Source organism: Amycolatopsis sp. WAC 01375 (genome assembly GCF_003947325.1).
GTDB lineage: Bacteria > Actinomycetota > Actinomycetes > Mycobacteriales > Pseudonocardiaceae > Amycolatopsis.
In genome coordinates, this window is the sequence record NZ_QHHW01000027.1 from 246,775 (window position 1) to 265,638 (window position 18,864).

Genomic DNA, 18,864 nt, shown 5'->3' on the forward strand with positions numbered 1-18,864 from the left:
ATCTCCTCGCTGTGGGGTGTGCTGCCCCAGGGACGACGCCGTCCGGCGGTTCTCGACATCGGAGGGTCAGATGAGCGCGAAGGTGTCCAAAAGCGAGACGGCGCGCGCGATGTCTTCGGTGAGCGGCCGGTCCACGACGCTCGGGTCGAGCACGGAGGCGGCGGTCTCGTAGGCGTCCCGCGCGGGCAGGGAGACGAGTTCGGCCTTCCGCATCCGCAGCGCCCGGACGGCCGCGACCAGCTCGCACGCCAGCACCTGCTGATACGCCGTCCCGGCCGCGGTCGCCGCCCGCGCGGCCTGGGTGGAGAAGCTCGCGTGGTCTTCGATCCCGCGCGAGACGACGGCGGTGCCCAGCGTCGCCGGGAGCGCGGCCTGCCGCAGTTCGGTGAGCGCGTCGTGGGCGACGTACTCCAGGATCATCACGCCCGAGCTGCCCGACGGCCCGGCCGCGAGGAACGGCCGCAGCCCGGTGAACTCCGGTTCCACCAGGTCGCCGAGGCGGGCCACCGACAGCTCCGCGACCTGGTGGACGGTCGCGCGCACCTGGTCGAGTGCGGTCGAGACGTACGCGGTGTGGAAATGCGCGTGGTGGTAGGCGTCCTGGTGCACCGTCGAGATCATCGGGTTCTCGGTGCTGGCGTTGATCTCCACCGCGAGCACGTCGCGCAGGTAGTGGATCGCGTCCAGTGCCGGCCCCTGGACCTGCGGGAAAGCGCGGAGCCCGAACGGGTCCTGGATGCGCCTGCCGGGTTTGGGCGTGCCCTCCATCCCGAGCAGTCGCCGCATCTCCGCCGCGCACGCGACCTGCCCGGCGTGCGGACGCGCCTCGTGCACAGGAGTCGCGTACGCCTCCGGGTTCCCGTCGAGCGCTATGTAGGTCAGTGCCGCGACAACGTGACTCGCCCGCGTCAGCGTGTCGAGCCGCATCGCCGCGAGGGTCGCTTCGGCCAGGGTGGCGGCGTTGCTGCTCATGAACGCGAGCGCGTCACCGGCCTGCACGGGTACCGGCGGCACACCGCCGGTCAGCCACGGCCGTTCGCCGGTGAGGGCGAGCGCGGTCTCCGCGAGCGGGGCGAGGTCGCCGGTGCCGATCGCGCCGAGCCGGTGCACCAGCGGCAGCGACCCGGTCCGCACCGCGGCGGCCAGCGCCCCGATCAGCTCCGGGCTGAGCCCGGAACGTCCGGCCAGCAGCTGGTTGAGCCGGATCAGCATCATCGCCCTGGTCTGGGCGGGGGACATGACGTCGCCGCTGCCGCCGGCGTGACTGCGCAGCAGCCGCAGCCCGTGATCCGGCGACTCGCCCTCGCCGACCGGGTCCTCCTTGTTGGCGCCGACGCCGGTGGTGCGGCCGTAGACGATCCGCCGCGTGCTCAGCTCCTCGGCGAGTTTCCACGCGCTTTCGGCGCCGCGCAGCGCGGCGATGGAAACATCAATGCCCAGCGGTCCCTCGGTGCCCGCGGCGGTCACGACGTCCGCGCAGCGCAGGGTCCGGCCGTCGACCCGGATCACGGCGGCCTCCTTTCCCGACCGCCCCACTATGACCGCACTCAGTCCGACGGCGGCTGCCAGGGCGGTCGGTTGCCCCAGTCCCACTTCGGCATCGGCTCGGGAACGGTGACCTCGCGGCCGGGCTCCGAGAACATCACCGCGAGCCTGCTGCCCCATTCGACGTAGGCGGCGAACGCGGAGCGGAACTCGGGGTCGGCGGGCAGCCCTGCCTCATCGGCGGCGTCGAAGAGCAGGTTCACCCAGCGGCGGCGCTGCTCTTCGGTGATGGCCCGCCCGAGATGCCGTCCGACCATGTGCCGGTGGCCGCCGTGGTCGTGGCTGTAGGTCTCGGGGCCGCCGAACACCTCGGCGAGCCAGACCGCCACGTGCTCGGGATGGCCGGGGTCCATGTGGCGGAAAACGGGCTCCAGCAATGGGTCCTTCAGCACGTGGCCGTAGAAGACGGCGGTCAGCCGTCGCAGGGCGTCCAGCCCGCCCGCCCATTCGTACAACGTCGGCGTCTCGGTCAAGTAGGGTCCTCCCAGCGGCGATGATCTCCCGGTCGGGCAAGGCAACCATCCTCCGACCGCTCTGGACAACCGCTTACTTTTCGGTGCGTACCAACGGGAGTGGCGATGAAGCGATACCACTGCGCGGTCGAGCTCGCCGTCGACGTCATCGGCGGCAAGTGGAAGCCGGTGATCCTGTCGCATCTGAAGGAAGGGGTCCACCGGTACGGCGAACTGCGGCGCCGGATGCCGGGCGTCAGCGAGAAGATGCTGACCCAGCACCTGCGCGAGCTGGAGGCGGACGGCCTCGTGCTCCGCGAGAGCAGGGAAGGCCGGGTGCCGCACGTCGAGTACCGGCTCACCGAGGAAGGGGAGCGGTTACGCCCCGCACTCCAGGCGCTCTACGACTGGGGGACGCGGCGCGCGGCCGACCGCGGAATCCCGTTCGAGCCGTTACCTATTCACTGACTGTCTTCGTCGAGGTGCCGCTCGAGCGCGTCGATCCTTCCTTCCCAGAACCGGCGGTACGGCGCGAGCCACGCGTCGACCTCCGCGAGCGGCTCCGGGCGGAGCCGGTAGCAGCGGCGCTGGGCGGCGACGCGGACGGTGACCAGACCCGCCTCGCGTAGGACACGCAGGTGCTTCGATACGGCCGGTTGGCTCAATTCGAGGACCTCGACCAGCTCGTTGACCGACCGTTCGCCGTCCCGAAGGAGATCGAGGATGGTCCGCCGTCGCGGCTCGGCGAGGATCTCGAAAGTCTGCATCATCCGGGAAATGTGCCCCGTGCGGCATATTTCCGTCAAGGAATGTTCGAAAATGTCCATCCGAAAGTCGCGGTCTGAACCATTGACGAAGTGGTCTAGTCCACTTAACTTGTGCGTGTCCCGCCGCAGTCCTCTCGTCACCGCTGGTGACCGTGAAGGGAGAACGATGTCCCGTTTGAGCAGGCTCACCGCGATCGTGGGTGCCGCGGCCGTCGCGCTGGGCGCACTGGCCGTCGCCGCCCCGGCGCAGCAGGCGACCGCCGCTCCCAACGCACCGGACGCCTCGGTCGGCAAGGTACTCGGGTACTTCGCCGAATGGGGCGTCTACCAGCGGAACTACCATGTGAAGAACATCGACACCTCCGGTTCGGCGAGCAAGCTGACCCATATCAACTACTCGTTCGGCAACGTGACGAACGGTGGCTGCGCGATCGGCGACGCGGAAGCGGCGACCAGCAAGTTCTACGACGCCGCCGGCAGTGTCGACGGGGTCGCCGACAGCTGGGACAACGGCGCGCTGCGCGGGAACTTCAACCAGCTGAAGAAGCTCAAAGCCAAGCACCCGAACCTCAAGGTGCTGTGGTCCTTCGGCGGCTGGACCTGGTCCGGCGGCTTCGGCGAGGCGGCGAAGAACCCCGCCAAGTTCGCGGAGTCCTGCTACAACCTCGTCAACGACCCGCGCTGGGCCGGCGTCTTCGACGGCATCGACATCGACTGGGAGTACCCGAACGCCTGCGGTCTCTCCTGTGACACCAGCGGCGCGGCGGCCATCAAGAACCTCGCGCAGGCCCTCCGGGAGAAGTTCGGCTCGAAACTCGTCACCGCCGCGATCACCGCGGACGGCACCGATGGCGGCAAGATCGACGCCGCGGACTACGGCGGCGCTTCGCAGTACTTCGACTGGTACAACGTCATGACCTACGACTACTTCGGCGCCTGGGCCGCGCAGGGCCCGACCGCGCCGCATTCGCCGCTGAACGACTACGCGGGTATCCCGACCGCCGGCTTCCACTCCGACGCGGCGATCCAGAAGCTGAAGAGCAAGGGCGTTCCGGCGGGCAAACTGCTGCTGGGTATCGGTTTCTACGGCCGCGGCTGGACCGGTGTCACGCAGGACGCCCCCGGTGGCACCGCGACCGGCCCGGCGGCGGGCACCGAGCCGGGTATCCAGGACTACAAGGTCCTGAAGAACACGTGCCCGGCCACCGGCACCGTCGCGGGCACCGCCTATGCCAAGTGCGGCAGCGACTGGTGGAGCTACGACACCCCGGCGACCATCGGCGGCAAGGTCACCTACGCCAAGAACCAGGGTCTCGGCGGCGCCTTCTTCTGGGAGCTGTCCGGTGACACGACCGACGGTGAGCTGATCACCGCTCTGGCCAAGTAAGCCTCTCTCGGGCGCGCGTGAAGGCCCCCTTCCCTCGGCTCAGCCGAGGGAAGGGGGCCTTCACGCGCTTCTGTCGGGGGTGGGGATTAACGTCACCGCATGGGTTTCGAGGGTTTCGGCGAGTACGCCATCGACTTCTACGACGGTCTCGAGGCGGACAACTCCAAGTCCTATTGGGACGCGAACCTCGCCACCTACAAGGCCGACGTCCGCGCGCCGATGGAGGCGCTGCTCGCCGAGCTGGTGCCGGAGTTCGGCGACGGCTTCGGCGAGGGAAAGGTGTTCCGCCCGTATCGCGACGTCCGGTTCGCCAAGGACAAGACGCCGTACAAGACCCATTGCGGCGCGGTGATCGAGCAGGGCCGCGGCGGCGGCGCGTACTACGTCGAGGTCGGCCCGGCCGGGCTGCGTGTCGGCGGCGGCTGCTTCCACTTCGAGTCCGATCAGCTCGCCCGCTTCCGCAAGGCCGTCGACACCGAACTGCGCGGCGCCGAACTGGCCAAGATCCTCGCGAAGCTGGAGAAGGCGGGCTGGGAGGTCAAGGGGGACAGGCTCAAGTCGAAGCCGCGAGGGTTCGCCGAGGACCATCCCCGCATCGACCTGCTGAGGTACCGCTCGGTGTACGCCGTCCGCGGCTGGGAACCGGACGACGTCCTGCACGAACGGGGCACGCTCGACCGGGTGCGAAAGGCATGGCGGCAGGTCCGCGCGTTCAACGAGTGGGCCCGTGACCGGGTGGGGCCGAGCGAGAAGCCGCGACGATAACCGGCGAACCCTGATCGGCGGTTGTCCATCCCAGGTGAACTGACACTTTTCTTGAACTTTCGGTATCGGTACAGACGTATCCGCGATGAGGGACTACGCTGTACGAACGTGAGCCGACGCGCGAAGATCGTTTGTACCCTGGGCCCCGCGACCGCTACGCCGGAGAAGATGCGGCAACTCGTCGACGCCGGGATGGACGTCGCGAGGATGAACTTCAGCCACGGGACGCACAGCGACCACAAGCAGGTCTACGACCTCATCCGCACCGCCGCCGCCGAATCCGGCCGCGCCGTGGGCATCCTCGCCGACCTCCAGGGGCCGAAGATCCGTCTCGGTACCTTCGCGGGCGGTCCGGTCGAGTGGCACAACGGCGACGTCGTGCGCATCACCGTCGAGGACGTCGCTGGTACGCACGACCGCGTCTCGACCACCTACAAAGGACTCGCCGACGACGCGAAGCCCGGCGACCGTCTCCTCGTGGACGACGGCAAGGTCGGCCTCGTCGTCAAGCAGGTCGAGGGCCCGGACGTCGTCTGCGAGGTCACCGAAGGCGGCCCCGTCAGCAACAACAAGGGCGTTTCCCTGCCGGGGATGGACGTGTCCGTGCCGGCGCTGTCCGAAAAGGACATCGAAGACCTCGAGTTCGCGCTCGAACTCGGCGTGGACTTCATCGCGCTGTCCTTCGTCCGCTCGCCCGCCGACATCGACCTGGTCCACCAGGTGATGGACCGCGTCGGCAAGGGACGCCTCCCGGTGGTCGCGAAGATCGAGAAGCCCGAAGCGGTCTACAACCTCGAAGCCATCGTGCTGGCCTTCGACGCGGTGATGATCGCCCGTGGTGACCTCGGCGTGGAACTCCCGCTGGAGCAGGTCCCGCTGGTGCAGAAGCGCACCATCCAGATCGCCCGAGAGAACGCGAAGCCGGTCATCGTCGCGACGCAGATGCTCGAGTCGATGATCAACAGCTCCCGCCCGACCCGCGCCGAGGCCTCGGACGTCGCCAACGCGGTGCTCGACGGCGCGGACGCCCTCATGCTCTCGGGTGAGACCAGCGTCGGCCGCTACGCCATCGAGGTCGTCCAGACCATGGGCCGGATCATCGAGGCCGTCGAGACCGACTCGCCGGTCGTGCCGCCGCTCTCGCACGTCCCGCGCACCAAGCGTGGCGTCATCTCCTACGCGGCCCGTGACATCGGTGAGCGGCTGAACGCCAAGGCACTGGTCGCCTTCACCCAGTCCGGTGACACCGTCCGCCGGCTCGCGCGGCTGCACACGCGGCTGCCGCTGCTGGCGTTCACGCCGGAGGAAAGCGTCCGCAGCCAGCTCGCGATGACCTGGGGCACCACGACGCGGATCGTGCCGAAGGTGGGCTCCACCGACCAGATGATCCAGCAGGTCGACCACGCGATGCTCGAAATGGGCAAGTACGCCAAGGGCGACCTGGTGGTCATCGTGGCCGGTTCCCCGCCCGGGACCGTCGGCTCGACCAACCTCATCCGGGTGCACCGCCTCGGCGAGGACGACCACGCCTGACCTTCCGCGGTCTTGCCAGGCCGCGACTGTGCCGTGGCTGGGGTGGTCGTGAGTGGCGATTCGGGTTAGAACCCGAATCGCCACTCACGACCACCTGTACCGAAGGTGGCCTTCGCGACAAACGTCCCGCCTCACCCGGGACCGGGACACCCTTACGGCCTAAAGTTCAGGACATGACTGAGATGGCCAGGGAAGCCGCGGCCGGATTCGACAACGCCGGCGGAGTGGGCGGACAGCCCGTGCTCGACCGGCTGGTCGCGTTGCTGGACTTGGAGAAGATCGAGGAGAACATCTTCCGCGGGGTCTCGCCCGCTCACTCGCCGGTGCGGGTGTTCGGCGGACAGGTCGCCGGGCAGGCGCTGGTCGCCGCGGGCCGCACGGTCCCCGAGGAGCGGAAGGTCCACTCGCTGCACGCGTACTTCATCCGCGGCGGCGACCCGAGCGTCCCGATCGTCTACGAGGTCGACCGGATCCGCGACGGCCGTTCGTTCACCACCCGCCGCGTCGTCGGCATCCAGCACGGCAAGGCGATCTTCTCCCTGTCCGCCTCGTTCCAGAAGGACGAGGGCGGCATCGAGCACTCCGAGGACATGCCGGACGTCCCGGACCCCGAGTCGCTCCCGACGTTGCAGGAGCGCGCCGAGGGTTACTTCATGGGCCATCTCGACCGGCCGCGCCCGATCGACCTGCGGTACGTCAACGACCCGCCGTGGGTGACCAGGAAATCGGGCGAGCGCCCTGCCAGGAACCAGGTCTGGATGCGGGCCGACGGCAAGCTCCCGGATCAGCAGTTGCTGCACGTCTGCGTCCTGACCTACGCCTCCGACATGACGCTCCTGGATTCGGTCCTCGCGCGCCATGGCGTCTACTGGGACCTCGACAAGGTGATCGGCGCGAGCCTCGACCACGCGCTCTGGTTCCACCGCCCGTTCCGGGCCGACGAGTGGTTTCTCTACGACAGCGCGTCGCCGACGGCGTCGGGTGCCCGTGGTCTGGCGACCGGCCGGTTCTTCGCCGCGGACGGAACGCATATCGCGACCGTCGTGCAGGAAGGCCTTCTCCGGGTGGTGTGAACGGTGACGTTCCGCATCGGAGAGGCGTCTTGTCCACCCTTTAGAGGGAATGACGAAACGCATTAACATCTGGAGCCAGAGCATTACGGAATGGTGGACATAAAGGGAGGGCCGGAACCGATCGGGGGACGGCTCCGGCCCTGCTCCGGGGGTGAATCCGGCCTCGACGGGTGTCCTTCCGGAACCCATCGGTGCAGCTCGCGGCCCCGCGCCCGTGCCGCGAAGGGTCCGCTGCCGCCGGCGAAGACGGGCGTACCGCGTTGCACAATGCCCAACCTACAACGGCAATCTGCAAATTGCAGGATGAAAACCCGGCCGGGTCGGAAAATGGTGGTGTGACCATCTCACCGAATGTGTCTCGGGCTGGTTAGATGTGCTTCGTGCGGCGTTACTGAACACTGTTCTCCTCGCCGTGTCGCGATCGATGGTGCTCGGACAGCTTGTGGAGGTGCCGTGATGACGAGGGGTCAGGGGCCCACCGTGCGCCGCCGACGGCTGGCGAGCGAGCTGAGGCGATTGCGCGAGGCGGCGGATCTCACCATCGACGAGGTGAGCGAGAAGCTCGAATGCTCGGCGTCGAAGGTCAGCCGGATCGAGACCGGGCACGTCGGCGTCACCCCACGCGACGCGCGCGACATGCTCGAGCTGTACGGCATCGCGGGCGACGAGCAGGAAGCACTCGTCCAGCTGGCCAGGGAAGCCCGCAAACGCGGCTGGTGGCATGCGTATAACGAGGTGTTCACCGGCACCTTCGTCGGGCTGGAGGCGGACGCGAGTTCACTGCGGGCGTTCCAGGCGCTGCTGGTGCCGGGACTGTTGCAGACCGAGCGCTACGCCAAGGCCGTGATCAGAGCGATGCGGCCCGACGCCGAAGACGCCGAGATCAGACGCAGGGTGGCGGCGAGGATGGCGCGGCAGGAGCTGCTGACGGATCCTTCGCCGCCCGAGTACTGGGCCGTCATGGACGAAGCGGTCCTGCATCGCACGGTCGACGGCGCCGAGGTGATGGCGGAACAGCTGTACCGGATGGTCACGATGGCGGCGCAGCCGAACGTGACCGTCCAGATCGTGCCGTTCGGCGCGGGTGCCCATCCCGGGATGGAGGGTCCGTTCCTCATCATGGGCTTCCCCGAACTGGCCGACACCGACGTGGTCTACGTCGACAGCACCTCCAGCGGGCTCTACCTGGAGGAACCCCCGGACGTCCGGCGATACGCGTTGATGTTCGACCATCTGCGTGCCGCCGCGTTGAAGCCGGACGACTCGGTCGAGGTGATCGCCGAGGCCGCCGGAAGGTTCGCCGAACGGGCGGCCCTTCCGGAGAAACCGCAGTGACGGGACTCGGAGCGCTCGACGTCCCCGGAAACGAGTAAGGAGTGGGGAGCATGACGCCCAACGATGATCTTTCCCAGGCCCGGTGGTTCAAGAGCAGCCACAGTGGCGGCGGCAACGACTGCGTAGAGGTCGCCTTCACCGGTTCCGGTGCCGCCCTGAGGGACTCCAAGGACCCCGAGGGAGGTGCCTTCCGCCTCTCGCCGCAGGCTTGGCGGGGGCTGCTCGGCGCCGTGCGCCCGAGTGGCCCGGGTCACGCCCAGAACCACTGAAACTCGACCCCTTACGCCGCCCGAGCAGGGGATGGGCCGGCGTAAGGGGTCGAATCACGTCCGGGTGTAGGTGATCACCCGATGCCGCAGGGCACCCCTCAGGACGAATCTCATCACTACCAACAAGGCAGTGAGTTCCTAAGGGGAAACAGTGATGAACACGAACGACGCTCTGCTCACCGGAGTACTGGCCGAGGTCGAGTACCGGCGCGAAGAGCTCCAGCGAGCGGGCCGCAGCGTGTGGGTCGACCGGGCCCGCCGGGCAGGCAAGCGGATCCGCGCGCACCGCGCCGAAGTCCGGGTGCCCGCCCAGCAGCGGCGCGAGGCGCGACAGGCGCCCGCCCGCAGCGGCGAGATCACCCGGTAGAGGCCGAGTGCGATGAAGCTCTCGGCGAAAACACAGGCGAAGTTGTCGGCCCGGTAGGCAAGAATGCACCTCGTGCCCCGTCTTGGCTCCGGAATCCCGATCGTCGCCCGCACTCAGGAGATGCGGCAGCTCCGCGCCGCCTTCGCCCGTGCAGAACGGGCCGAGGCCGGCGCGGTGCTGCTCTCCGGTGACGCCGGCGTCGGCAAGACCCGCCTGCTGACCGCGCTCGGCGAGTTCGCCGCGGGCGCGGGCGCCCTGGTGCTCACCGGGCGCTGTATCGACGTCCATGAGGGCGGTCTTCCTTATCTTCCGTTCGCCGAGGCGCTCGCGCCGCTGGCGACGACGTCCGATCCCGCGGTCACCGCCGCGGTCCGGGCCCGGCCGGCGCTGGGCAGGCTGCTCCCGCAGATGCAGCAGGCGGAGGACTACCCCGCCATCGAAGACGGTCAGCTCACCGCGAGCGAACGGGTGTCGACGCAACGGCTCCGGCCAGAACAGGACCTCGGCCAGCTCCAGCTGTTCGACGCGGTACTGGGGGTGCTGACCGTCATCGCGCAGCGCCGGCCCGTGGTGATCCTGCTGGAGGATCTGCACTGGGCCGACGGCTCCACCCGGAACCTGCTGTCCTTCCTGCTGACGAGGCTGCGCACCCAGCGGCTGCTGGTGGTGGCGAGCTACCGCGAGGAGGACGTCCACCGGCGGCATCCGCTCCGGGCCGTGCTGTCGGAGGTGGTGCGCCTCGGCGCGGTCGAACGCGTCGAGGTCAAGCCGTTCGGCGCCGAGGACGCGCGCGCCTTCGTCGAGGCGCTGGCCGACGAGCCGATCGCCCAGGACATGATCGCCGACATCGTCGCCAGGTCCGAGGGCAATCCGTTCTTCGTCGAGGAGCTGCTCGCGTCGGCGAAGGACTGCCGTGAACTCCCCGCCGGGCTTGCCGAAGTGCTGCTCGCCCGGGTGGAACAGCTCTCCCAGATCACCCGCCGCGTGCTGCGTGTGGTCTCGGTCGCCAAGGACGCGGTGGCGCACGCCGCGCTCGCCGAGATCTCCGGTCTGGACGAACTCGAACTCGACGAGGCACTGCGCGAAGCGGTGCAGCATCACGTGTTGGTGATCGAGAACGGTTTCTACACCTTCCGGCACGCGCTGCTGCAGGAAGCGGTCTACGGCGATCTGCTGCCGGGGGAGCGGGTGCGCATGCACGCGGCGTACGCGTCGCGCATCCGCAACCGGACGCAGGGGCGCGGCCAGGACGCCCGGCTCGCGCACCACAGCCTGGAGAGCAAGGACTTCGTCACCGCGCTGGCCGCGTTGCTGCGCGCGATGGACGAGGCGGAGAAGCTGGGCGCGCCCGGTTCCGCGCTGCGCCACGTCGAACAGGCACTGTCCATTTGGGACGCGGTGCCCGCGGCGGACCGGCCGTCGGACGTCGACGAGCTCCGGTTGCTGCACGAGGCTTCGTACTTCGCGAGCACGTCGGGCGAGCCGGAGCGGGCGGTCGCCTATTCGCGATCCGCCACCGAGGCCCTCGGCCCGGACACCGGCAACGAGCGCGCCGCCAAGGTCTGGCGACGGCACGCCGAGGCACTGCTTTCGGTCGACGGCACGCTCGACGAGGTCGTCGAGGCGATCGACAAGGCCTGGGAGCTGGTCGAACACACCGAGGCGAGTTCCGCGCGGGCCTGGGTGCTCGCCACCCGGGCGGGCATCCTGCGGCTGATCGACAGGCACGACGAGGCACTGCAGTGCGCGCTGGCCGCGGTCGCCGACGCCAGGGCCGTCGGCGCGGGCGGGGCGGAGGCGGCCGCGCTGGTCTCGCTCGGGACGCTGGCCGATTCGGCGGGTGACGTCGAGGAGGCGCGGGAGCGGTTGCGCCAGGCCGAGCGGAAGGCCAGGGATTCCGGCGCGCTCAACGGCGAACTGCGGGCACTGCACTTCCTCGGGCTGAGCTACGACGACAGGGCCGAGATCCACTCCGCGCTGAAGTACTACGCCAAGGGCATCAAGCGGGCCAAGGAGACCGGGCTGACCTGGAGTTCCTTCGGGATCGAGCTGCGGACGAAGCACCTCACGCTGCGGTACGTCAGCGGGGACTGGCCGGAAGACGACGACGCCGGCCGCGCGGGCCGCGGCGTTTCGAGTGTCGTCGCCGGGCGGTTCCTGAGTATCTGGGCGCAGTTCGTCGTCGGCAGGGGCCGGTTCGCGGACGCGGACAAGATCCTGCCCAGCCTGCGCCAGCACTGGAGCACGGACATCTCCATCGCGCTCGCGGCGGGTGACGCCGCCATCCAGCTCGCGTCCTGGCGCGGGGACCACGCGGGCGCGGTGCGGCAGGCGCAGGAGCTGATCGGCTGGCTCGAAGAGGTCGAGCCCGCGATCCTCGGCGGGATCCGGATCAGCGTGCACGGCCTCGCGGCCGCCGTCGCGCGGGCCGCCGAAGCGAGGGTGCGCGGCGATCTCGCGACGGTCGAGGCGGCGGTGAAAGCGGGTGAGGAGATGCTCGCCCACGGCCGCCACTGCGCCGAACACGGCGTCCCGCGTTCGGTGTCGCTGGGCCCGGAGGCGCTGGCGTGGCTCGCGCGGCTGGAGGCGCTCGGCGGCTGCCTGCGCGGTGCGGGAGATCCGGCGCTGTGGGCGAAGGCGGTCGAGGCGTTCGGGTACGGCGCGGTGTACGAGCAGGCGATATGCCGCCTGCAGCACGCGAAGTCCTTGCTGGCCTCCGACGGTGACACCGCGCTCGCGACGTCGGAGCTGCTGGCCGCGCACGCGGTGGCCGACCGGCTGGGCGCCTGCCCGCTGCGCGAAGCCGTTCGCGAGCTCAGCCACCGGGCGCGTGTCGAGCTTCCCGGTGAGGCAGCGGCCCCGCGACGTGACGTCGTCGACCCGCTCACCGACCGCGAACGCGACGTACTGGAACGCGTCGCGCTCGGCCGGACCAACCGGCAGGTCGGCGAAGAGCTGTACATCAGCGAGAAGACGGTGAGCGTCCACCTTTCGCGCGTGATGGCGAAACTCGGCGCGAGCCGCCGGGCCGAGGCGGTCGCGATCGCCTACGACCGGGGCCTGCTCGCCGCCCCGACCTCTTCCTGACCCGCAATTCGGCACCTGGTTGCGGTCCTTGCACACGCAACGATCGCAACCAGGTGCCGAATTGCGGAGGGGTCAGCGGCGCGGGAGGCGGCGAAGCACCTTCAGGCCGGCGCTCAGCCCTCGCGCCCACAGCTTCGGCGGGATTCCGCGGCCGGGACGCAGCGGCATCCCGCGCTGCACCGCGATCGCCTGGGCCTCGGTGTACTTGAGCAGCCCTTCGGCACCGTTGCGCCGCCCGACACCGGACTCCTTCATCCCGCCCATCGGCAGCCCCACGGTCCCGAAGGTCGCCGCGAAGCCTTCGTTGACGTTGACGGTCCCGGCCTTCAACCGCGCCGCGACCTCCCAGCCCGCGCGGCCGTTACGCGACCACACGCTCGCGTTCAGCCCGAACTTCGTGTCGTTGGCGCGCTCGATCGCGTCGGTGACGTCGGTGTAGCCGTAGATCGACACGACCGGCCCGAAGGTCTCCTCGGCGAACAGCTTGACGTCCTCGGTGACATCGGTGAGCACGGTCGGCTCGTAGAACAGCGGGCCGAGGTCGGGCCGGGCTTTGCCACCGGTGAGCACCTTCACGCCCTTGGACCGGGCGTCCTCGACGTGCGCCGACACAGTCTCCAGCTGGGCTTCGGAGGTCAAAGATCCCATCTGCGCCTGGTAGTCCAGTGCGCCTCCGAGCCGGAGCGCGGCCGTCTTGGCGACGAAGGCCCGCGTGAACTCCTCGCGGATCGACTCGTGGACGTAGATCCGCTCGACCGAAACACACAGCTGCCCCGCGGAGGAGAAGCACGCGGTCACCGCGCCGGTCGCGGTCTTGGCGATGTCCGCGTCGGGCAGCACGATCATCGGGTTCTTGCCGCCGAGTTCGAGCGAGTAGCTCGTCAGCCGCTCCGCCACCTTCGCGGCGAGGCCCTTACCCGTGGGCGTGGATCCGGTGAAGCACAGGTAGTCCGACTCCTCGACGAGTGCGTCGCCGATCCGCGAGCCGCGGCCGAGCACGATCTGCCAGACGCCGGCGGGCAGCCCGGCCTCCTCGGCGATCTCCTGCAGCCACAGTGCCGAGAGCGCGGTCTGGTTGTCCGGCTTCTGCACGACGGCGTTGCCCGCCGCGAGCGCGGGCAGGACGTCCATCGCGGTCAGCGCGAGAGGGTAGTTCCACGGCGAGATGATCCCGACGACCCCCTTGGGGTGCCGGATCTCGCCGACCTTCGTCAGCACCGGGATCAGCCCGGCGGCGCGACGCGGCGAAAGGAACTTCGCGCTGTGCTTGCCGTAGTAGGCGGCCACGAGCGCGGTGGCACTGACCTCGTCGAAGGCGTCCATCCGGGCTTTGCCCGCCTCGATCTGCACGAGGTCGAGCGCTTCTTCCTGCCGCTTAAGTACCAGGTCGTGCAGGCGGATCAGGATGCGCTGGCGGTCTTCGACCGGCCGTTCGGCCCACGCGCGCTGCGCTTCCCGCGCCTGGTCGAACACGGCGCGGACGTCGGCGTCGGTGGCCTGGGGCAGCGTCGCGATCGGCTGCCCGGTGAACGGCGCCCGCATCTGGACCGGCGCCGAGTCCTCCCCGCCGACGACCCGCCGCACGAGCCGCTCCGCCCTGGCCATGGCCGGGGCGCCGGGAACGCCGCCGATGGTGGACGGTCCTTCGGTGTGCTGGCCCGCACTCGCCGGTGTCGTGCTCGTCATGCCGTCTCCGTTCCATGCGGCGTGGAGCCGGAAGGCACCACGCAGAGCCCAGGTGTTACCGACGAGTACAGCATACTGCCGGTATGGAGACTGTCCACCGCTGATATGAATCAGTTTCACATATTGTCGGGTCGCGGCGGATTGTCCGGCGACGGGCGCAGGATGTCCTGCTGCTGCAACGCGGATCCCGCGGGTGGTGTCGGGGGCGACGGCGGCTCGTAGGCCTGCGGATACTGCTGCTGAGGGACGCCAGGAGCGTAAGGGGCGTAGGTGGCCGGGTACGGGGCCTGCGGGGGAGGCGCCGGTTCACGCCGGTTGGCCACGACCGCCAGTCCGATCGTGAGCAACGCCACGAGCCCGCCCGCGAGCAGGATCCAGAATCCGCTCCCGGTGCCGTAGCGCGAGACGAAGCGGCCGGTGTCCTGCCCGAAGCTCAGGCTTGCCGAGATGTCCATGCCGAGCATCCAGACGCCGATCGCGGTCCCCGCCCCGCCGGCGACCAGCAGCGTCCTCGACGTCGTCGCGGCGGGCGACCCCGAACTCCGCCGGTACGAGGCGAAACCGACCGCGGCCCCGGCGAACAGCGTCAATGCGGCGGCGGACAGCGGGATGCCGTAGCGGGCGACATGCGTCTTGTCGTAGAACTCCTTCTCCTCCGCCGACGGCTCGATGTCGAAGCTCCGCGTCCACCCGGTCTCGGCGAACTTCGACACCGTCTTGCCTTCGGAGACCTGTTCGTACGTCGACTGCGGGAGAAAGGTCGCGAGGAGGACCAGCAGACCGGCGAAAACTCCCATCATCGCGGCGAAGAGCCGGGGGAGCCGCACGTCGGACGGCGGTCGCGAGGGCTGCCCTGCGCCGAACGGGCCAGTCGGTTGGTACGGCTGCTGCTGCGGCGCGTTCATGGTCGACTCCTCCGCCGGTTTTGTTGTCCAGCAAGGAATTCCACCACGGATCGGCCGACGGGATAAGTGTCAGCTGTGCTCTGGTCAAGTGCCTTTCGCGCGTGCTAGGCGGAGGTGTCCTCGTACAACATCACCGCGACCCGTTTCCATTCGTCGAGCAACTGCCGCCGCCGTTTCGGATCGCCACCGAGTTCGGCGTCCAGCGCCAGCCCGCGGGTGAGGTTCACGGTCAGCCAGAACAGGATCTCCGCGCGCTCCTTCGGCAGGTCCCCGGCGACCGCGGTGATGTGCTCCAGTGTCGAGCGGCCCAGCGCCCTGTCGACCGGGCGGATCGCCTCGCGGAGTTCGGGGTCGGTGCGCGCCGCGACCCACAGCTCCGTGGCGGCCGTGGACAGCGTGCCCGAGTAGCCCTCCCACAGCAGATCGATCGCCGCCGCGACGCCCGAGGCGCCACCGGGAAGCGCCGAAATCGACGTCGCGAGCCGTCCGCGCAGCTTCTCCGTCAGATGTTCGACGGCGGCCGCCATGAGTTCGGCCTTCGCGGAGAAGTGATGCTGCACGGCGCCCTTCGAGACGCCCGCGCGGACACAGATCTCCTGGACCGACGTGCGCGCGTAACCGAGGTCGACCAGGCAGTCGATGGTCGCGTCGAGCAGGGCGGTGCGCGTCTGCTCACGCCGCTCGGCCTGGGTGCGGTGGGTCCTGCCGAGCACGCTCACCGGATCCGGCCCCCTTTACGTGCAGCTCGGTACGGATGTACATTCCGCTTGGAACTTACATCCTAAGCGTCATGTTTTCCAGGTCCGATCAGGAGGCGTTGGCCGTGCCCTTGCAGATCCAGAAGAGTTCGTGGAGCACGACGGAGCTCGAAGACCTCCGGGACCTCGCCCGGACCTTCTGCCAGAAGGAACTCGTACCGAACCAGGAGCGCTGGGCGGCCGAGAAGAAGGTCGACCGCGAGCTGTGGACGAAGGCGGGCGAGGTCGGCCTGCTGGCACTGTCCATCCCGGAGGAGTACGGCGGTGGCGGCGGCACGTTCGCCCACGAGGCCGTGCTCTACGAAGAGCAGGCCCGATCCGGCGACAGCGCATGGGGCGTAACCGTCCACAATGGAATCGTCGCGCACTACATCCTGGAGTACGCGGGCGAAGAGCAGAAGAAGGCGTGGCTGCCGAAGTTCGCCTCCGGCGAGATGGTCGGCGCGGTCGCGATGACCGAACCCGGCACGGGTTCGGATCTGCAGAACATCAAGACCCGCGCGGTCCGCGACGGCGACCACTACGTGATCAACGGCGCGAAGACGTTCATCACCAACGGTTTCCACGCCGACCTCGTCGTCGTCGCGGTGAAGACCGACCCGGACGCGGGCGCGCAGGGTGTCTCGCTGATCGCCGTCGAGACCGACACCCCCGGCTTCAGCCGTGGCCGCGTCCTCGACAAGATCGGCCTCAAGGGGCAGGACACCGCGGAGCTGAACTTCGACGACGTCCGGGTGCCCGCCGCCAACCTCCTCGGTGGACAGGAAGGCCTCGGCTTCATCCAGCTGATGCAGCAGCTGCCGCAGGAACGGCTGATCATCGCCGTCACCGCGGTGGCCGGGATGGAGGCCGCGATCGACCAGACCATCGCCTACACCAAGGATCGCCAGGCCTTCGGCCGCCCTGTCTACAACTTCCAGAACACGAAGTTCAAGCTCGCCGAGGCCGCGACCGAGGCCGCCGTGTCCCGCGCGTTCCTCGACCAGTGCATCGAACGGCATCTGCGCAAGGAACTCGACGTGCAGGGCGCGGCGATGGCGAAGCTGTGGACCACCGAACGGGTCAACAAGGTCGTCGACGACTGCCTGCAGCTCTTCGGCGGCTACGGCTACATGACCGAGTACCCGATCGCGCGCGCGTGGGCCGACATCCGGATCTCCCGTATCTTCGGCGGCACCAGCGAGATCATGAAGGAAATCATCTCCCGCACGCTGTGAAACCCGTTGTCGTACCAGGAAAGGACGTGGCGATGAAGGCTGGGCCACTGAGCGGGCTCAAGGTCGTCGAACTGGCCGGGCTCGCCCCGGCGCCGTTCGCCTGCACGATCCTCGCCGATCTCGGCGCGGAGGTCGTCCGGATCGACCGGGCGACACCGGGCAACGACGTCATCGGGTTCCCGAACGATCCGCTCGCGCGGGGCAGGCGCTCGATCGGCATCAACACCAAGACCCCCGAGGGCGTCGAACTGGTGCTGAAACTCGCCGACGACGCCGACGTGCTCATCGAGGGCTTCCGCCCCGGCGTCGCCGAGCGGATGGGCATCGGACCGGAACAGGTCCACGCCCGCAATCCGCGGCTGGTCTACGGCCGGATGACCGGCTACGGCCAGGACGGCCCGCTGGCGACCGTCGCCGGGCACGACATCAACTACATCGGCATCTCCGGCGCGCTCGAACCCATCGGGCACGCCGGACAGCGGCCGGTGGTGCCGCTCAACCTCGTCGGCGACTTCGGCGGCGGTGGCCTCCTGCTCGCCATGGGCGTGCTGGCGGCGCTGTTCGAACGCCAGTCGTCCGGCAAGGGACAGGTCGTCGACGCGTCCATGGTGGACGGTGCGGCGCTGCTGACCACCAGCCTGCACGGACTGCTGGATTCCGGGCTGTGGCCGGGCGGGCGCGGCGAGAACATGCTCGACGGCGGCGCGCCGTTCTACGACACCTACGAGACCGCCGACGGCAAGTACGTCGCCATCGGCGCGATCGAGATGCGGTTCTGGGGCGATCTGGTGAAGGTGCTCGGCCTCGATCCCGAGGAGACGCCGGTCCACGTCGACAAGAACGAGTGGCCGAAGCTGCGCAAGATCGTCGCCGAGGCCGTCTCGAAGCACACTCGCGACGAGCTGGTCGCGAAGGCCGAAGGCACCGACGCGTGCCTGACGGCGGTGCTCTCGCCGAGGGAGGCGCCGTCGCATCCGCACAACGTCGCGCGCAAGACCTTCGTCGACGTCGGCGGCATGATGCAGCCCGCGCCGGCGCCGAGGTTCGACCGCACGCCTGCCGAGACGCCGGAACCGCCGCGGCCCAAGGGCGGCGACACCGCCGGGGTCCTCGCCGAACTCGGCGTGGACGCCGACGGGATCGAACGGCTCAAGGCCGCCGGGGCGATCGCCTAGAGGTGTTCCGGGGCGGGGCCAAGGTCCGATCGCAGCATCGAATAGAGAATGTGATCGCGCCAGGCCCCGTCCCGGAACGCGTAGCCGCGGAGCACGCCTTCGCGGGTGAAGCCTGCCTTCGTCAGCGAGCGCTGCTCGGCGACGTTGCCCGCTTCCGTCGACGCCTCGACGCGGTTCATCTGCGTATGCGCGAAGAGGTAGCGCGCCAGCAACCGCTGGGCCTCGGTGCCGTAGCCGTGTCCGCGGGCCTCGGGGATCAGCACGAGCCCGGCGTTCCAGCAGTACGACGTCGCCCCGGACCTGGTCTTGTGCCAGGAGACGAAACCGAGCCGCTGCCCGTCGAGGTCGACCATCAGCATCCCGTTGTCCGCCGCGAGCATGCCGGTCTCCGCCCAGCGGCGGCGCAGGAAATGCGGATCGTGCCAGCCGTGCCACTCGAACGCCCCCGCGGCCAGCGGATCGTTCGTCAGTGTTTCGAGCATCGGCAGGTCGTCTTCGTACACCGGTCTGAGCGCGACTCCGGTTTCTGTCATCCGACAGACT

18 protein-coding genes are annotated in these 18,864 nt (G+C 69.2%); 11 read left to right on the forward strand and 7 right to left on the reverse strand.

What is annotated here, in order from left to right; all coding sequences use genetic code 11:
• Positions 1–66 precede the first annotated feature (66 nt).
• Positions 67–1,509, reverse strand: coding sequence for an aromatic amino acid ammonia-lyase (locus DL991_RS17855; RefSeq protein ID WP_125785444.1), 1,443 nt, complete (start codon positions 1,507–1,509; stop codon positions 67–69).
• A 38-nt stretch (positions 1,510–1,547) separates the two neighbouring features.
• Complete coding sequence (locus DL991_RS17860) at positions 1,548–2,018, reverse strand: group II truncated hemoglobin (protein ID WP_125785445.1); 471 nt, start codon at positions 2,016–2,018, stop codon at positions 1,548–1,550.
• 105 nt (positions 2,019–2,123) lie between these two features.
• Between DL991_RS17860 and DL991_RS17865 the strand changes: the two genes are divergently transcribed.
• Positions 2,124–2,465, forward strand: a complete 342-nt coding sequence (locus tag DL991_RS17865; RefSeq protein ID WP_125785446.1) for a helix-turn-helix domain-containing protein — start codon at positions 2,124–2,126, stop codon at positions 2,463–2,465.
• Here the strand turns inward: DL991_RS17865 and DL991_RS17870 are convergent.
• Complete coding sequence (locus tag DL991_RS17870; protein ID WP_037304077.1) at positions 2,459–2,767, reverse strand: metalloregulator ArsR/SmtB family transcription factor; 309 nt, start codon at positions 2,765–2,767, stop codon at positions 2,459–2,461. The genes DL991_RS17865 and DL991_RS17870 overlap by 7 nt on opposite strands.
• 163 nt (positions 2,768–2,930) lie before the next feature.
• Here DL991_RS17870 and DL991_RS17875 point away from each other — a divergent pair, with 163 nt between their 5' ends.
• The 8 genes from DL991_RS17875 (at position 2,931) to DL991_RS17910 (ending at position 12,580) form a co-directional block, all read left to right on the forward strand.
• Positions 2,931–4,151, forward strand: a complete 1,221-nt coding sequence (locus DL991_RS17875) for a glycoside hydrolase family 18 protein (RefSeq protein WP_125785447.1) — start codon at positions 2,931–2,933, stop codon at positions 4,149–4,151.
• A 99-nt stretch (positions 4,152–4,250) separates the two neighbouring features.
• A complete protein-coding gene (locus DL991_RS17880) occupies positions 4,251–4,916 on the forward strand; it encodes a DUF2461 domain-containing protein (protein WP_125785448.1) in 666 nt (221 codons plus the stop codon).
• A 108-nt stretch (positions 4,917–5,024) separates the two neighbouring features.
• On the forward strand, positions 5,025–6,449 hold the full coding sequence (pyk, locus tag DL991_RS17885) for a pyruvate kinase (protein ID WP_125785449.1): 1,425 nt from the start codon (positions 5,025–5,027) through the stop codon (positions 6,447–6,449).
• A 173-nt stretch (positions 6,450–6,622) separates the two neighbouring features.
• Positions 6,623–7,522, forward strand: coding sequence for an acyl-CoA thioesterase II (gene tesB / locus DL991_RS17890; protein ID WP_125785450.1), 900 nt, complete (start codon positions 6,623–6,625; stop codon positions 7,520–7,522).
• A 456-nt stretch (positions 7,523–7,978) separates the two neighbouring features.
• The gene (locus DL991_RS17895) at positions 7,979–8,857 is read left to right on the forward strand and encodes a helix-turn-helix transcriptional regulator (RefSeq protein WP_125785451.1); all 879 of its coding nucleotides are present in this window, start codon (positions 7,979–7,981) and stop codon (positions 8,855–8,857) included.
• Between the two features lie 50 nt (positions 8,858–8,907).
• The gene (locus DL991_RS17900) at positions 8,908–9,126 is read left to right on the forward strand and encodes a DUF397 domain-containing protein (protein WP_125785452.1); all 219 of its coding nucleotides are present in this window, start codon (positions 8,908–8,910) and stop codon (positions 9,124–9,126) included.
• A gap of 154 nt (positions 9,127–9,280) precedes the next feature.
• Positions 9,281–9,493, forward strand: coding sequence for a hypothetical protein (locus DL991_RS17905; RefSeq protein ID WP_125785453.1), 213 nt, complete (start codon positions 9,281–9,283; stop codon positions 9,491–9,493).
• Positions 9,494–9,556: 63 nt separating this feature from the next.
• Positions 9,557–12,580, forward strand: a complete 3,024-nt coding sequence (locus DL991_RS17910) for a LuxR family transcriptional regulator (RefSeq protein WP_125785454.1) — start codon at positions 9,557–9,559, stop codon at positions 12,578–12,580.
• Positions 12,581–12,652: 72 nt separating this feature from the next.
• Here the strand turns inward: DL991_RS17910 and DL991_RS17915 are convergent, their stop codons facing one another.
• The 3 genes from DL991_RS17915 to DL991_RS17925 all read right to left on the reverse strand — a co-directional run bounded on the left by DL991_RS17915 (position 12,653) and on the right by DL991_RS17925 (position 15,890).
• Entirely contained in the window at positions 12,653–14,266 is a 1,614-nt protein-coding gene (locus tag DL991_RS17915; protein ID WP_125785455.1) for a succinic semialdehyde dehydrogenase, read from the reverse strand.
• A 116-nt stretch (positions 14,267–14,382) separates the two neighbouring features.
• On the reverse strand, positions 14,383–15,171 hold the full coding sequence (locus DL991_RS17920; protein ID WP_125785456.1) for a hypothetical protein: 789 nt from the start codon (positions 15,169–15,171) through the stop codon (positions 14,383–14,385).
• A gap of 104 nt (positions 15,172–15,275) precedes the next feature.
• The gene (locus DL991_RS17925; RefSeq protein ID WP_199746552.1) at positions 15,276–15,890 is read right to left on the reverse strand and encodes a TetR/AcrR family transcriptional regulator; all 615 of its coding nucleotides are present in this window, start codon (positions 15,888–15,890) and stop codon (positions 15,276–15,278) included.
• Between the two features lie 104 nt (positions 15,891–15,994).
• Here DL991_RS17925 and DL991_RS17930 point away from each other — a divergent pair, with 104 nt between their 5' ends.
• Together DL991_RS17930 and DL991_RS17935 are read left to right on the forward strand one after the other, a co-directional pair.
• On the forward strand, positions 15,995–17,146 hold the full coding sequence (locus DL991_RS17930) for an acyl-CoA dehydrogenase family protein (RefSeq protein ID WP_125785522.1): 1,152 nt from the start codon (positions 15,995–15,997) through the stop codon (positions 17,144–17,146).
• Positions 17,147–17,178: 32 nt separating this feature from the next.
• Positions 17,179–18,321, forward strand: coding sequence for a CaiB/BaiF CoA-transferase family protein (locus DL991_RS17935; protein WP_125785457.1), 1,143 nt, complete (start codon positions 17,179–17,181; stop codon positions 18,319–18,321).
• Here the strand turns inward: DL991_RS17935 and DL991_RS17940 are convergent.
• Positions 18,318–18,854 carry a GNAT family N-acetyltransferase gene (locus DL991_RS17940; RefSeq protein WP_125785458.1) on the reverse strand — a complete coding sequence of 179 codons (537 nt, stop codon included), beginning with the start codon at positions 18,852–18,854 and terminating at the stop codon, positions 18,318–18,320. The two genes, DL991_RS17935 and DL991_RS17940, sit on opposite strands and share 4 nt — an antisense overlap.
• Between the last annotated feature and the right edge of the window lie 10 nt (positions 18,855–18,864).

Excerpts from the sequence above, each read along its gene's own strand:
- DL991_RS17865 (WP_125785446.1), top strand. The coding sequence starts at position 2,124 with ATGAAGCGATACCACTGCGCGGTCGAGCTCGCCGTCGACGTCATCGGC.
- DL991_RS17880 (WP_125785448.1), top strand. The coding sequence starts at position 4,251 with ATGGGTTTCGAGGGTTTCGGCGAGTACGCCATCGACTTCTACGACGGT.
- DL991_RS17870 (WP_037304077.1), bottom strand. The coding sequence starts at position 2,767 with ATGATGCAGACTTTCGAGATCCTCGCCGAGCCGCGACGGCGGACCATC.
- DL991_RS17935 (WP_125785457.1), top strand. The coding sequence starts at position 17,179 with ATGAAGGCTGGGCCACTGAGCGGGCTCAAGGTCGTCGAACTGGCCGGG.
- DL991_RS17895 (WP_125785451.1), top strand. The coding sequence starts at position 7,979 with ATGACGAGGGGTCAGGGGCCCACCGTGCGCCGCCGACGGCTGGCGAGC.
- DL991_RS17905 (WP_125785453.1), top strand. The coding sequence starts at position 9,281 with ATGAACACGAACGACGCTCTGCTCACCGGAGTACTGGCCGAGGTCGAG.
- DL991_RS17910 (WP_125785454.1), top strand. The coding sequence starts at position 9,557 with ATGCACCTCGTGCCCCGTCTTGGCTCCGGAATCCCGATCGTCGCCCGC.
- DL991_RS17900 (WP_125785452.1), top strand. The coding sequence starts at position 8,908 with ATGACGCCCAACGATGATCTTTCCCAGGCCCGGTGGTTCAAGAGCAGC.
- DL991_RS17875 (WP_125785447.1), top strand. The coding sequence starts at position 2,931 with ATGTCCCGTTTGAGCAGGCTCACCGCGATCGTGGGTGCCGCGGCCGTC.
- DL991_RS17915 (WP_125785455.1), bottom strand. The coding sequence starts at position 14,266 with ATGACGAGCACGACACCGGCGAGTGCGGGCCAGCACACCGAAGGACCG.
- DL991_RS17940 (WP_125785458.1), bottom strand. The coding sequence starts at position 18,854 with ATGACAGAAACCGGAGTCGCGCTCAGACCGGTGTACGAAGACGACCTG.
- DL991_RS17920 (WP_125785456.1), bottom strand. The coding sequence starts at position 15,171 with ATGAACGCGCCGCAGCAGCAGCCGTACCAACCGACTGGCCCGTTCGGC.
- tesB (WP_125785450.1), top strand. The coding sequence starts at position 6,623 with ATGACTGAGATGGCCAGGGAAGCCGCGGCCGGATTCGACAACGCCGGC.